Genomic DNA, 13,740 nt, shown 5'->3' with positions numbered 1-13,740 from the left:
CCCCTTGTTCGCACCCACCGCCTCTAAATGCCTCAGAGAACACACATGTGCAATGATTACAGGGGGCAAATGCTTTGCCCTTTCGCAACAGGGCTTTACAGCCTATGCTCCTTGCAAGGATAAACAAGCGGATACTGCTGGCAGGCGACAGGTGGCAACATGAGGCTGACTTGCCCGAATTGCGGGGCTCAATACGAAGTGCCCGACGAAGTGATCCCCGAAACGGGGCGCGATGTGCAATGCTCGAACTGTGGCGACACATGGTTTCAGCATCACCCCGATAACATGCCAGCCCCGGACGACGAGGCCGAACAGGACATCGCGCAAGCGCCCGAGCCCGACCTTCCGCCCGAAGACTCCGAGCCCGAATACGACGTCACTCCCCAGGACGACACCCCCGCCCCCGCAGCGCCGGACGCCGACGTATCCGGGGCCGATGGCGACGCCCCCGAACACACCGCCGAACAGGTTCAGGACACCCCCCGGCCCGCCGCCACGCAGCGGCGCGAACTGGACCCGACCATTCGCGACCTCCTGCGCGCCGAGGCCGAGCGCGAGCACAAGGCCCGCGAAGCCGAAAGCGGCGGCCTGGAAACCCAGACCGAGATGGGGCTCGACGACCAGTCCGAACAGGACCGGCGCAGCCGGGAAGCACGCGAACGCATGGCCCGCCTGCGCGGCGAGGAAATCGCCGAAGAAGACACCGGCAGCCGCGACAGCTTTGCCGGGGCCGAGGAAGACGAACACGCCGATATCGACCCCGACTCGCGGCGCAACCTGTTTCCCGATATCGACGAAATCAATTCCTCGCTCGATTCCGACCGCACGCCCCGGTCCGACACGGCCGTCGTCATACAAACCGCCGAAGCCACGCCGCAGAAATCCGGCGGGTTCCGCCGCGGGTTCACGCTGGCGGTGCTTCTGTTCGCGCTCCTGACGCTGATCTACGTGTTCGCCCCTCAAATCGCCGGGCTCCACCCCGCGCTCGAGCCGGTCATGGCCAGCTATGTCACCGCCATCAACGGCTTGCGCACATGGCTTGCCCAGACAATCGCGTCCTTCATGGGGTAAAACGACCGGCGGGGAATGGCGCGATGCGCGTCTAGAACCTGTCCAGCAGGCGTTTGAGATAATCCAGTTCGATATCCGGGCGTTCACCCTCGCCCGAGCGGCGGCGGATTTCATCCAGCAATTCGCGCGCCCGGCGATAGACGTCCTCGCCTTGCAACAGCGAATCCTGCGTGCCGACCTGGCTGCCCTCTCCTGACAGGCGGCCCAGCGGATCGGACTGTTGCTGGCCCACCTCGCCACGCGCCTGCCCCTGTCCGCCCTGTTGCTGGCGGCGGTCCTCGGCCATGGCTTCGCCAAGGTTGCGCATCCCGTCGCGCAGGGCTTCCATCGCCTCCGATTGACGGTCCAGCGCCTCGGCCAGATCGTCGCCGCGCAGCGCCTCTTCGGCGCCTTCCATGGCGCGGTCGGCCCGCTCCAGCGCTTCGCGCGCGGCCTCTCCGGCCTCGCTGCCGCCGCCGGGAAGGTTCCCGCGCTGGCGCTCGAGTTCGCGGCGCAGCGCCTCCTGCCGGTCGGCCAGATCGCCCCCCGGTCCGCCTTGCTCGGCCTGCCGGTCGCCGGGTTGCTGCCCCTGTCCGCCGGGCTGGCCCGGCTGACCGCCCTGGCCTTGCCCCTGCTGGCCTTGTTGCTGGTGGCTCTGGCCGCGGCCCTGCCCGCCATCGCGCCCTTCGTTGCCCTGGTCTTGCCCGGCCTGCGCATCGGGATTGAACTGTTCCTGCAAATCACGGAACGCCTCGTCCGACAGCCCCTGCTGGTTGCGCAGGGTTTCGGCCAGCCCCTCCATCGCCTGCTGGCCGGGGTTCTGGCCCTGCTGGCCTCCCTGGCCCTGGGTGACGCGCATGTTTTCCATCATCCGCTGGAACTCTTCCAGCGCCTGCTGCGCCTCGGCCATGCGGCCCTGTTCCATCAGCTCCTGGATGCGGTCCATCATGTCCTGCAAATCCTGCTGGGTCATGCGCATGGCATCCTCGGGCGTCTGGCCCATCTGATCCTGATCGCCATTCTGCTGATCGCGCTGCGCCTGCTGCAGCTTCTGGCGCATGTAATCGTTGGTCGCCTCGCGCAACTCCTGCATCAGCCGCTCGATCTCTTCGGGGCTGGCGCCGTTCTTCATCGCCTCGCTCAGCCGCTCCTGCGCCGCGCGCATTCGCTCCAGCGCGTCGCCGATATCGCCTTCTTCCAGTGCAATCGCCAGATCCCACAGCGCCTGTGCGGTCCCGTCCCGCGCCTCGTCCGTCAGGCTGTCATGGCGCAGCAGCGTTTCCAGCCGCCGCAGGATCACCCTCAGTTTCAGATAATCGGTTTCCCGGCGAAACAACCCGTCTTCGGGCCGGTACGACACCGCGCGCAGCACCTGCGTCACCCGCTTCGCATTGGTTTTCGACCACAGCAGGTCGCGGCGCTGTTCGATCACCGCCGCCGCCAGCGGATCGAAAAACCGCCTTGCGGGCAGGGCCATCTTTTCCAGCGTGCTGCGCCCGGTATTGCCGCTGGCATCCTCGACCCGCAATTCCAGCGTCACCGGCAGATGCGCCCAGGGATGCTGCGACAGGTTGTCGATCAGCGTCTCGGTAAAGTCCGCCCGGTCGCCGGTGATCGGCATCGGCAGGTCCAGCGTGATCGGCTCGCGCGGCTCGGGTTCGGCCGACAGCCCGTACCGGCGCTCCAGCGCCGCCATATCCAGACGGAAGGTCGCCGTCCCGCCCGTCACCCCGTAATCGTCCGAGGCACTGAACGGCTGGCTCATCTGCCCGTCGAACGTGGTCTCGGCGCCCTCTCTCAACACCTCCACCGCAGGCGGCAGGTCGGCCAGCGCCAGAATGTCCCATGTACGCCCGCCGGGGCCGTCGATGGTCAGTGTTCCGGCGCGGGTGATGTCAAAGGCCTGTTCGGGATCGGTGGCCGCACCGATATCCGCTGTCCGGTCCGAGACGGTTTCCGACACGCTCAGCGCGCCCACCTCGCCATAAAGGCGCAGGGTCACGCGGCTGCCCTCGGGCACCTCGATCTCGCCTTTCTGATCGTTCAGGTAGAGGCTCGGCAATCCGGTATGGGCGGGCGGTTCGATCCAGCCTTCCCAGGCCGGGCCACCGGCCAGCGCCGTGCCTCCGCCCGGCGTTAGCCCCGCCACGCTGCCCACCCGCCAGACCGAGCCGAACAACAGCGCCACCACCAGCCCCAACAGGGCGACATAGCGCAACCCGAACGGATCGTTCCGCGCCAGCTTCAGGTCCGGCTCCACCGCACGCGCCTGCGCCGCGCGCTCGGCCATCCGGGCCTGATGGGCCCGCCACAGCGCCTCCGAAGCCGGATCGCCGCTGCCCACCGTCTGCGCATCCTGCAACGCGGTCAGCGGATGCCCCGGCAGGCTGGCGTCCAGCCGCGCCAGCGCATCCTCCCGCCCCGGCCAGCGAAACGCCCGCGCGCCCAGACCGGCGAACACCAGCAGCGCCAACAGTGCGGCGATCATCGCCGACCAGACCAGTTCCAGCGGCAGACTGTCATGCAATCCCAGTATCAACGCCGCCGCACAGGCCGCGATCACGGTCCAGACCGGCCAGAAGGCACGCACGATCCGTTCGGCGATCAACCCCGCCCATGTCAGGGTCAGGGGCCGCCGCAGCCGGTTCAGCACCGGGGTCAGAGGGGTCGTTTGCCTTGGCATGCTCCGCTCCAGTTCGTGGCCGGACACGCCTTTCGGGTCACAGCCACTCGGGAATGGTATCGCGTTTTATGATCTCGTCAAAGGTCGGACGCTGCCGGATGACGGCGAATTGATGCCCATGCACCAACACTTCGGGGATGAGCGGGCGGGTGTTGTACTCGCTCGACATCACCGCACCATAGGCCCCGGCGCTGCGAAACGCCACCAGATCGCCCGCGCCCACCGGCGGCAACATGCGCCCCTTCGCAAAGGTATCCCCCGATTCGCACACCGGCCCCACCACGTCATAGGCGGCCTGTTCGGCCCCCGGCGCGGGTTCCTGCACCGGCACGATATCGTGATGCGCGTCATACATGGCGGGGCGGATCAGATCGTTCATTGCCGCGTCGAGGATAAGGAAATCGCGCCCCTCGCCGGATTTGCGATAGATGACCTCGCTCACCAGAATACCGGCATTACCGACCACCAGACGCCCCGGCTCGATCTCGATCTCGCAGCCCAGATGCCCCAGCGTATCCTTGATCAACTGGCCGTATTCCGTCGGCAGGGGCGGTGCCTCGTTCGACCGGGTATAAGGAATACCCAGCCCCCCGCCCAGATCCAGCCGCCGAATGTCGTGCCCGTCCTTGCGCAGCATTTCCGTCAACTCCGCCACCTTTTCATAGGCCAGACGGAACGGCTCAAGCTCGGTCAGCTGGCTGCCGATATGCACGTCGATCCCGACCACCTCCAGCCCCGGCATGGCGGCGGCTTCGGCATAAACCTCACGGGCGCGTGCAATCGGGATACCGAACTTGTTCTCGCTCTTGCCGGTCGCGATCTTGGCATGGGTTTTCGCGTCTACATCCGGGTTCACCCGCACCGCGATCGGGGCCTTGACGCCCAACGCCTCGGCCACCGCATTCAGCGCCGCCATCTCCGGCTCACTTTCCACGTTGAACTGCCGAATACCGCCCTCCAGCGCGGCGCGCATTTCCTCGCGCGTCTTGCCGACACCGGAAAACACGATCCGCTCACCGGGAACGCCCGCCGCACGCGCGCGGGCATATTCCCCGCCTGAAACCACGTCCATCCCAGCGCCCAGCGCCGCCAGCGTTTTCAGGATCGCCTGATTGCTTGCCGCCTTCATCGCGTAGCACACCAGATGCTCGGTGCCGTCCAACGCCTCGTCAAACAGACGGAAATGCCGGCTCAGCGTGGCGGTGGAATAGCAATAGAACGGCGTGCCCACCGCCTCGGCGATCTCGGCCACCGGCACATCCTCGGCAAACAACTGCCCGTTTTTATACAGAAAATGGTCCATGACCCGCGTCCCTTTACGCCCAGCCGCCCCTTACCACTGCACCGGGCGGCTGCAATCCGGGGCGCCACGCCCCTGCTTCTTCTTGGCAAAAATACTCAAAATCCCGCCGTTTCAACCCCGCCCGGCACCCGGACGGGAAAAACAGCGGCCCGCCTCACAGGGCCACACCCATCCCGACGCTGACATTGCCGCGCCGCAACGTCGTTCCGACCGAGCCGCTCACCCCGTGCGAGCCAACGCCGACATTGGCCTGTGCCGTCGGGCGAATCGGCTCTCCATCCGCGCCGCACCCGGCAAGGGCCGCCAGCATCAGAGCCGCGAAAATCCGTGTCATCCCAGCATCTCCTTCCAGCGCGCGACCTGCGCGCGCACCAGTTCGGGCGCCGTGCCGCCATAGCTCATCCGCGAGGCGACCGAATTATGCACGCCCAGCACATCATAGACCGCCTGCGTGATATCGCCATGCACCGATTGCATGTCCTCAAGGCTCAACTCGGGCAGGTCGCACCCCTTGCCCTCGGCCAGCGCCACCAGCGACCCGGTCACGTGATGCGCGTCGCGGAACGGCATGCCCAGCACCCGCACCAGCCAGTCGGCCAGATCGGTCGCCGTGGAAAAGCCCGACCCGGCGGCGGCTTCCAGATTGTCGCGGTTCGCGCTCATATCGCGCACCATACCCTCCATCGCGGCCAGCGCCAGCATCAGGTTGTCGGCGGCGTCGAACACCTGTTCCTTGTCCTCCTGCATGTCCTTGGAATAGGCCAGCGGCAGCCCCTTCATCACCGTCATCAGCGCCACGTTCGCCCCGAAAATCCGCCCGATCTTGGCGCGGATCAGTTCGGCGGCGTCCGGGTTCTTCTTCTGCGGCATGATGCTGGACCCGGTCGAGAACCGATCCGACAGCGCCACGAACCGGAACTGCGCGCTGGACCAGATCACCAGTTCCTCGGCCATGCGGCTCAGGTGCATGGCGCAAATGCTGGCCGTACTCAGGAATTCCAGCGCGAAATCCCGGTCGCTCACCGCATCCAGCGAATTGGCCGAGGGCCGGTCGAACCCCAGTTCGCGCGCCGTCATCTCGCGGTCGATCGGAAAGGACGTGCCCGCCAGCGCCGCCGCCCCCAAGGGGCATTCGTTCATCCGCGCGCGCGCATCGCGCACCCGGCTCAGGTCACGGCCGAACATTTCCACATAGGCCATCATGTGATGCCCCCATGTGACGGGCTGCGCGGTTTGCAGATGAGTGAATCCCGGCATCACCCATTCGGCGCCCGCCTCGGCCTGCACCAGCAGCGCGCCGATCAGCGCCAGCAGCGCGCCCTCGGTGGCATCCAGTTGGTCGCGCACCCACAGCCGGAAATCCGTGGCCACCTGATCGTTGCGGCTGCGGCCCGTATGCAGCCGCCCCGCCGCATCGCCGATGATCTCTTTCAGCCGCGCCTCCACATTCATGTGAATGTCTTCCAGCGCGGTCGAAAACTCGAAACTTCCGCCTTCGATCTCTGACAAGACCGTGAGCAGCCCTTCCCTCATCGCCTCGCCATCACTATCACTGACAATGCCCGTCGCCGCCAGCATGGCGGCATGGGCACGCGACCCGGCAATATCCTGTGCCGCCATCCGCTTGTCGAACCCGATCGAGGCATTGATCGCCTCCATGATCGCGTCCGGTCCGGCGGCAAAGCGGCCGCCCCACATCTGGTTCGAGGTCGTGTCGGTCATGTCTGTCTCAGCCCTTCGGAGGGAAAATGAAGTTCATTCGTTACGGTCTCCTTTATATGGCGCTCGCGCTCGGTGCAAACGCCGCCTTGGCCGACACCGCCGCGCTGAACGCCCTGCGCTCGGGCGACATGAAAAAGCTGACCTTCCATGAAACGCCGCAACCCGTGTCGTCGGTCGCGTTCGAACGCGAAGACGGCACATCGGGCACGCTGGCCGATTACGCGGGCAAGCATGTGGTGCTGAATTTCTGGGCCACATGGTGCGCGCCCTGCCGCAAGGAAATGCCCATGCTCTCCGAGCTTCAGGCCGATCTGGGCGGCGATGCGTTTGAGGTCGTCACCATCGCCACGGGCCGCAACCCGCCCCCCGCGATGAAAAAGTTCTTCGACGACATCGGCGTCGACAACCTGCCGCTCCACCGCGACCCCAAAAGCGCGCTGGCCCGCCAGATGGGCGTGTTCGGCCTACCCATCACCGTGATCCTCGACCCCGAGGGCCAGGAAATCGCCCGGATGCAGGGCGACGCCCACTGGAACTCCGACAGCGCCAAAGCGATTCTCACCGCGCTGATCGAGGGGCAGGCAGGCGACGGCTGAACGGCTGATTTGCGTCTCTGATGGACGCAATTTTCCGCACACCCCCCGATTTTCGTACAAAACCCGCGCACGCTTTGTACGTTTTGTACGAAACGCGGCCCCTTGTCCGGCGAATGGAAATTCCCTAAAGGCTCCTCATGCTGGACGACGCCCAAGATATCCATCCGCTCTTTGCCGGTGCCCCCTCGACCACCGAGTTCAAGAAGCTGCGAAAACGCATCGTCCGCCAGACGCGCGAGGCGATCGACCACTTCGGCATGGTCGAAAAATCCGACACGCCCCCCAAATGGCTGGTCTGCCTTTCGGGCGGAAAAGACAGCTACACCCTTCTCGCCGTCCTTCACGAACTGAAATGGCGCGGCCTTCTGCCGGTCGAGATTCTGGCCTGCAATCTGGATCAGGGTCAGCCCGGCTTCCCGGCCACCGTGTTGCCGGAATTCCTTGAAAACAAAGGCGTTCCGCACCGGATCGAATATCAGGACACCTATTCCGTCGTGGTCGACAAGGTGCCGCAGGGCCGCACCTATTGCGCGCTCTGCTCCCGCCTCCGGCGCGGCAATCTCTATCGCATTGCCCGCGAAGAGGGATGTTCGGCAGTGGTGCTCGGCCATCACCGCGACGACATTCTCGAAACCTTTTTCATGAACCTCTTTCACGGCGGACGGCTGGCCACCATGCCACCCAAGCTGGTCAACGAAGAGGGCGATCTGTTCGTGTATCGCCCGCTGGCCTTCGTCGCCGAGGCGGATTGCGAAAAATTCGCGAAATCAATGAATTACCCGATCATTCCCTGTGATCTCTGCGGCTCGCAAGACGGCTTGCAACGCCAGCAGGTCAAGCAGATTCTGGATGGTTGGGAAGCCAACTCGCCCGGTCGCCGTCAGGTGATGTTCCGCGCCCTGATGAACGCCCGCCCCTCGCATTTACTCGACCCGAAACTCTTTGATTTCGAAGGGTTGGAGCGAGGGTCGCTAAAAGTTGACGCAAATCCCGAGGCCCTGCCCCGGCTGCGTTAAGCCGCTGTTGACGACCGGGGGCTAAGGTCGCCCCACACGGTCGGAGCGCGGCACATGCCACAATCGCAAAACAAGGATCTCAAACCGCATCGGGCACGCGCATTGCCCACGCGCGAGAACCTCGCGATTCTGATGCTTCTGGCCGGGCTGGCGGTGGGCAGCATCGCCTTCGGCGCTCAAACGGTCCTTATGTCACTGGTTCTGGGCCTGCCCGCCACGTTTCTCATGACAGGCGTCATCATGCGTCTTAACGGGGCACATCCGGCGCAACGCACCGACCGGGAGCCGCTCTGCACAGCGCTGGATGCCGCCATACGCACGGCCCGAAGGCGTTCGGCACACACCGCCTGTATTCTGCTTCAGATCGACGAGTCCGACGATCTGATCCGTCAATTCAATCCCGATGCCGCCGAAGACATTTCGCGCCATACACTGAACCGTCTCGACAGGATGTTGCGCCGGGGGGATCAGATTTTTGAATTGAACACCGGAAAACTGGCAATCGCGCTGCGCCCCTCGCGGCGGCTGACCATTGATGCCGCGCTGCATATCGCCAAGCGGCTGCACGCGGCAGCGGAAGAGCCCGTATCACTGAACAATCTAACCGCCTGCCCAACCGTATCGACCGGCCTGTGCCTCGACACGCAATTGACACGGTCGACCGGACGGGCGCTTGTGGACGCCGCCGAACTCGCCCTGGACGAAGCCCGCCGCAGCGGCCCCTCGTCCATCCGCGCCTTTGCCCTGGATATGCGGCGGCTGCCGACCCGTGCGCGTCTTGCGGATGACGAACTGACCCGCGCATTGAACCATGGTGAATTCCTGCCGTGGTTCCAGCCGCAGATCTCGACCGACAACGGCGCCCTCAGCGGGGTGGAGGCCCTTGCACGCTGGAATCATCCCACCCGTGGCATTCTCGGGCCTGCGGACTTCCTGCCACTGCTGGAACAGACCGGACAGCTTGAGGCCCTTGGACGAACGATGCTCGAACACTGCCTGACCACCCTGAGCGAATGGCAGGCATCGGGCCTCTATGTCCCCCGTATCGGGCTGAATCTGTCGCCAACGGAACTGCGACAGCCCGGTATCGTCAATCATATCAGCTGGGAACTGGACCGGCACGAGATTGCACCCGACCGGCTGGCCATCGAAGTGCTCGAAACCGTCGTCGCCCAATCCCCCGGCGATACCGTGACCCGCAACATCAATGCCCTGGCGCGTCTTGGATGCCTGATCGACCTGGACGATTTCGGCACGGGACATGCCTCGTTGTCGTCGCTGCGCCGCCTCGCGGTGGGTCGGCTCAAGATCGACCGCTCCTTCGTGACCGGTATCGACAGCGACCGGGATCAGCAACGTATGGTGTCGGCCATCCTGTCGATGTCCGAGCGCCTCGGGCTGGAAACCCTCGCCGAAGGCGTGGAGACCGCCGGAGAGCACGCCATGCTTGCACAGCTCGGGTGCGGGCATGTGCAGGGATTCGGAATTGGCCACCCGATGCCCGCCGCCGACATGCCCGCATGGGCCGCCCGCCACAGCAACCGCCTGGCACAGCTTCCCGGTATCGCGCGAACCGCAGGCTGACACGGTCAGACAATCACCTCCCATTGCCCGTATTTCCCGGAATCCCCTTGACCTTTGGCCTCGCACTCTGTTGAACCGCGGTGACTGAAAACAGAGACGGGTGGCCATCTGCGATGGATGATCAGAACAAGAACCTAATCCTTGCGACAGCGCTCAGCTTCATCGTGATCCTGGTCTGGTTCGTGCTGTTCCCGCCGCCCGACACACCGCAAGACGCCGACACGACGGCCACCACCCAAACCGAAACAAGCGCCGACACCACTGCGTCGGGCACCGCTTCGGCCCCACGCACCGCCACGGATGCGACCGATCCCGCGACCGAAGCCGCAGGAACCGATACCGCCTCCGACGCGCCGCGCGTTGCGATCGAAACGCCCAGCCTGGAAGGCTCCGTTTCACTGTTGGGCGGCCGGATCGACCAATTGGCCCTGCGCAAATACCGCGAAACGCTCGAACCCGGCTCCGACATCGTCACGCTCTTGTCGCCCGTGGGCAGCGACAACGCCTATTATGCGTTGTTCGGCTGGGCCCCCGGCCAGGGGCTGAACGCCGAAACGGTGCCCGGCGCCAACACCATGTGGCAGGTGGAAAGCGGCGATACGCTGACCCCTGACAGCCCCCTGACCCTGGTCTGGGACAACGGGGCCGGGATGACATTCCGCCGTGAAATCAGCGTTGACGAAGATTTCATGTTCACAGTCACCCAGGCCGTCGAAAACACTGGCAGCGCAACCGCATCGCTGGCCCCTTACGGCATTCTGGCACGACATGGCGAACCCGCCGACCTGAAGAACTTCTTCATCCTGCACGAAGGCGCCATTCGTATGGTCGATGGCGAGTTGGCCGAGACCAATTACGACGATTTCGAACCGGCGTCGGACCACAAGGAAAGCGCCGTCGAGGAAAGCGGCTGGATCGGCTTCACCGACCATTATTGGATGACGACGCTGATTCCCGGCGATGCGGGCGCGCGTTTCACCACCTTCAGGGACACCCGCCGCGACATCTATCAGACCACGTCCAAGCAGCGCACCGTGACCCTGGAACCGGGGCAGAGCGCCACTGTGTCCACCCGGCTGTTCGCCGGGGCCAAGGAATGGGCCACGATCCGCAGCTATCAGAACGATGCCGGAATCGACCGTTTCCTCGACTCGATCGACTGGGGCTGGTTCTTTTTCCTGACCAAGCCGATTTTCGCCGTGCTGCACTGGCTGAACGCGACTCTGGCGGGCATGGGCCTGACCGGCTCGATGGGGTGGGCGATCATCGGCCTCACGCTGTTCATCAAGGCGCTACTGCTGCCGCTGGCCTTCAAATCCTACGTCTCGATGGCGAAGATGAAGGAACTTCAGCCGCAGATGGAGCAAATCAAGGAAGCGGCGGGCGACGACCGGCAGGCGCTGCAAAAGCAGATGATGGAGCTTTACAAGAAGGAAAAGGTCAACCCGGCCTCGGGCTGCCTGCCCATCCTTTTGCAAATCCCGATCTTCTTTTCGCTCTACAAGGTGATCTTCGTCACGCTGGAGTTGCGCCATGCGCCCTGGATCGGCTGGATCAAGGACTTGTCCGCACCCGACCCGTCCTCGCTTTATAACCTCTGGGGGGCTCTCCCCTGGGGCACGCCCGAGCCCGGCTCGATCCTCGCGCTCATCTTCATCGGGATTTTGCCGCTGCTTCTGGGGATCTCGATGTGGCTCCAGCAAAAGCTGAACCCGGCCCCCACCGACCCGACGCAACAGATGATCTTTGCGTGGATGCCGTGGGTGTTCATGTTCATGCTGGGCAGCTTTGCCAGCGGGCTGGTGATCTACTGGATTGCGAACAACACGATCACGTTCTCGCAACAATACCTGATCATGCGCACTCAGGGGTATAAACCCGACGTTCTGGGCAACATCAAATCCAGCTTCAAACGCAAGTCCCGGTCGGATCAGAAATGACCGGCCGGGTCGCCGCCCTCTGGCGTCACCCGATCAAGTCGCATGGACGCGAACCACTTGACCGGGTGACGCTGACCGCCGGACAGACCATGCCATGGGACCGGCGATGGGCCGTGGCCCATGAACTCGCCAAAGCCGACAACAGCGCATGGTCGCCTTGCGCCGAATTTTCGCGCGGCGCGAAAGCGGCCTCGCTCATGGCCATCGACGCACAAAGCGACCCGCAGGCCGGCACTGTCACACTCAGCCACCCCGACCGGCCTGACCTGACCTTCGATCCCGACGGGCAAGCGCAGGCGTTTCTGGACTGGGTGCGCCCGTTGATGCCCGCCAACCGGGCGCAATCCACGCGGCTGGTGCGTGTGCCCGGCCGGGGCATGACCGATACCGATTATCCCTCGGTCAGCCTGCTGAACCTGGCGTCGAACGACGCCATGACCCAAGCCATGGATCAGGATATTTCCCCCCTGCGGTGGCGGGGAAATGTCCACCTGTCCGGCCTGCCCGCCTGGGCCGAGTTCGACTGGATCGGTCATACGCTGCGGATCGGCGAAGCCGAGGTGCAGGTGCGCGAACCGATCAAACGCTGCATGGCCACCACCGCCAATCCCGCAACCGGGCAGCGCGACGCCGACACGCTCGGCACGCTGAATACCCGGTTCGGACACCAGAATTTCGGTGTCTACGCCGAGGTGGTGAAAAGCGGCGACATCGCCACCGGCGATACCATCGAGGTGCTGACATGACCCTGCCTTTTCCACTGGCCGAAGCGCCGGACGACCAGACATCGGAACAGGGCCGCAAACTTTTTGCCGGGCCGGTCGATTTCCTCAAGGGGGTCGTCGCCATGTCGGGCCTGCCCGCCGCCGACCGGGCCGAAGTGTGTTTTGCCGGGCGTTCGAACGTCGGGAAATCCAGCCTGATCAATGCGCTGACCGGTCGCAAGGCCATTGCGCGCGCCTCGAACACGCCGGGCCGCACGCAGGAAATCAACTTTTTCACCCTGGGCGAAAGCCATTACCTGGTCGATCTTCCCGGCTATGGTTTCGCCAACGCGCCGCTTCCCAAGGTCGAGGCGTGGCAAAGACTACTCAAGCAATACCTGTCGGGCCGCCCCAACCTGCGCCGGGCTTTCGTGCTGATCGACGCGCGCCACGGGATCAAAGCGGTGGACGAGGAGATCATGAGCCTGCTGGACAGTTCCGCCGTGACGTTCCAATGCGTTCTGACCAAGGCCGACAAGCTGAAGGCGGGTGAGCGCGAAAAAGTGCTGGATCAGGTTCGCGGCAAGCTGGCGAAACACCCCGCCGCCTTCCCCGAACTGGTTCTGACCTCCAGCGAAAAAGGCGAAGGGATCGCAACCCTGCGCGCTATTGTCGCCACCCTGGAGTAACCGTGGGTCAACCGCGCAAATAGGCACTCAACCGGTCGCGGAAATGCGGGATGGCCTGCGCATGGGCGGCATATTCATTGGGCGGCATCAGGGCCCATCCCGTGCCCTCGTCGCCAAAAACCACGTCCTGCACACGGTCCCCCGGCAGATGAGCCGCAAAGAACCATGCGCGGATGGGTTTGTTATAAAAACGCTGCCAGATCAGATCGTCGGGTGTCAGGATCAGGCCAACCTCCTCGCGGGTTTCGCGCAGGACGCAATCAGTCGGCGTTTCGCCCGCTTCACGCCCGCCGCCCGGCACATCCAAGCGCCCCGGCCATGGAATATCCAGTCGCTCGTCGCGCCGGATCGTCAACAACTCAGTCCCCAGAAACAAAAACAGCTTGGTCCCGTCGAAATGCTCGGTCCCGTGCATGGCGTCCCCCTCCGGCCTTTTCATGCAGACCTTTCCCC

Annotated in this window: 12 protein-coding genes; 7 read left to right on the top strand and 5 right to left on the bottom strand. The window is 64.4% G+C overall.

The genetic code is table 11. The features are described 5' to 3' along the window. Positions 1 to 159 precede the first annotated feature (159 nt). Positions 160 to 1,071, top strand: a complete 912-nt coding sequence (locus KPG71_RS08580) for a zinc-ribbon domain-containing protein (protein WP_216337678.1) — start codon at positions 160 to 162, stop codon at positions 1,069 to 1,071. A gap of 31 nt (positions 1,072 to 1,102) precedes the next feature. Here KPG71_RS08580 and KPG71_RS08575 read toward each other — a convergent pair whose 3' ends face one another. The 4 genes from KPG71_RS08575 to argH form a co-directional block, all read right to left on the bottom strand. Then, positions 1,103 to 3,733, bottom strand: a complete 2,631-nt coding sequence (locus KPG71_RS08575; RefSeq protein WP_216337677.1) for a TIGR02302 family protein — start codon at positions 3,731 to 3,733, stop codon at positions 1,103 to 1,105. A 37-nt stretch (positions 3,734 to 3,770) separates the two neighbouring features. Then, positions 3,771 to 5,036, bottom strand: a complete 1,266-nt coding sequence (gene lysA, locus KPG71_RS08570) for a diaminopimelate decarboxylase (protein ID WP_216337676.1) — start codon at positions 5,034 to 5,036, stop codon at positions 3,771 to 3,773. A gap of 154 nt (positions 5,037 to 5,190) precedes the next feature. After that, positions 5,191 to 5,370, bottom strand: a complete 180-nt coding sequence (locus KPG71_RS08565; protein ID WP_216337675.1) for an argininosuccinate lyase — start codon at positions 5,368 to 5,370, stop codon at positions 5,191 to 5,193. After that, a complete protein-coding gene (gene argH / locus KPG71_RS08560) occupies positions 5,367 to 6,758 on the bottom strand; it encodes an argininosuccinate lyase (RefSeq protein ID WP_216337674.1) in 1,392 nt (463 codons plus the stop codon). Before argH ends, KPG71_RS08565 begins: the two co-directional genes overlap by 4 nt. 26 nt (positions 6,759 to 6,784) lie before the next feature. Here argH and KPG71_RS08555 point away from each other — a divergent pair, with 26 nt between their 5' ends. The 6 genes from KPG71_RS08555 to yihA all read left to right on the top strand — a co-directional run bounded on the left by KPG71_RS08555 (position 6,785) and on the right by yihA (position 13,287). Continuing rightward, positions 6,785 to 7,354, top strand: coding sequence for a TlpA disulfide reductase family protein (locus KPG71_RS08555; protein WP_216337673.1), 570 nt, complete (start codon positions 6,785 to 6,787; stop codon positions 7,352 to 7,354). 137 nt (positions 7,355 to 7,491) lie between these two features. Beyond that, positions 7,492 to 8,370, top strand: coding sequence for a tRNA 2-thiocytidine(32) synthetase TtcA (gene ttcA / locus KPG71_RS08550; RefSeq protein ID WP_216337672.1), 879 nt, complete (start codon positions 7,492 to 7,494; stop codon positions 8,368 to 8,370). Between the two features lie 54 nt (positions 8,371 to 8,424). Then, positions 8,425 to 9,954 carry a bifunctional diguanylate cyclase/phosphodiesterase gene (locus tag KPG71_RS08545; RefSeq protein ID WP_216337671.1) on the top strand — a complete coding sequence of 510 codons (1,530 nt, stop codon included), beginning with the start codon at positions 8,425 to 8,427 and terminating at the stop codon, positions 9,952 to 9,954. A gap of 113 nt (positions 9,955 to 10,067) precedes the next feature. Continuing rightward, entirely contained in the window at positions 10,068 to 11,894 is a 1,827-nt protein-coding gene (yidC, locus tag KPG71_RS08540) for a membrane protein insertase YidC (RefSeq protein ID WP_216337670.1), read from the top strand. After that, a complete protein-coding gene (locus KPG71_RS08535; RefSeq protein ID WP_216337669.1) occupies positions 11,891 to 12,640 on the top strand; it encodes an MOSC domain-containing protein in 750 nt (249 codons plus the stop codon). The genes yidC and KPG71_RS08535 overlap by 4 nt, the downstream gene beginning before the upstream one ends. Next, positions 12,637 to 13,287 carry a ribosome biogenesis GTP-binding protein YihA/YsxC gene (gene yihA / locus KPG71_RS08530; protein ID WP_216337668.1) on the top strand — a complete coding sequence of 217 codons (651 nt, stop codon included), beginning with the start codon at positions 12,637 to 12,639 and terminating at the stop codon, positions 13,285 to 13,287. Before KPG71_RS08535 ends, yihA begins: the two co-directional genes overlap by 4 nt. 7 nt (positions 13,288 to 13,294) lie before the next feature. Here the strand turns inward: yihA and KPG71_RS08525 are convergent, their stop codons facing one another. Continuing rightward, positions 13,295 to 13,726, bottom strand: coding sequence for an NUDIX hydrolase (locus KPG71_RS08525; protein WP_253196178.1), 432 nt, complete (start codon positions 13,724 to 13,726; stop codon positions 13,295 to 13,297). Positions 13,727 to 13,740 lie beyond the last annotated feature (14 nt).

It is taken from the genome of Roseovarius sp. PS-C2 (assembly GCF_018862045.1).
In the GTDB taxonomy this organism is placed as follows: Bacteria; Pseudomonadota; Alphaproteobacteria; order Rhodobacterales; family Rhodobacteraceae; genus Roseovarius.
This window is presented reverse-complemented; position numbering and strand designations above follow the sequence as displayed.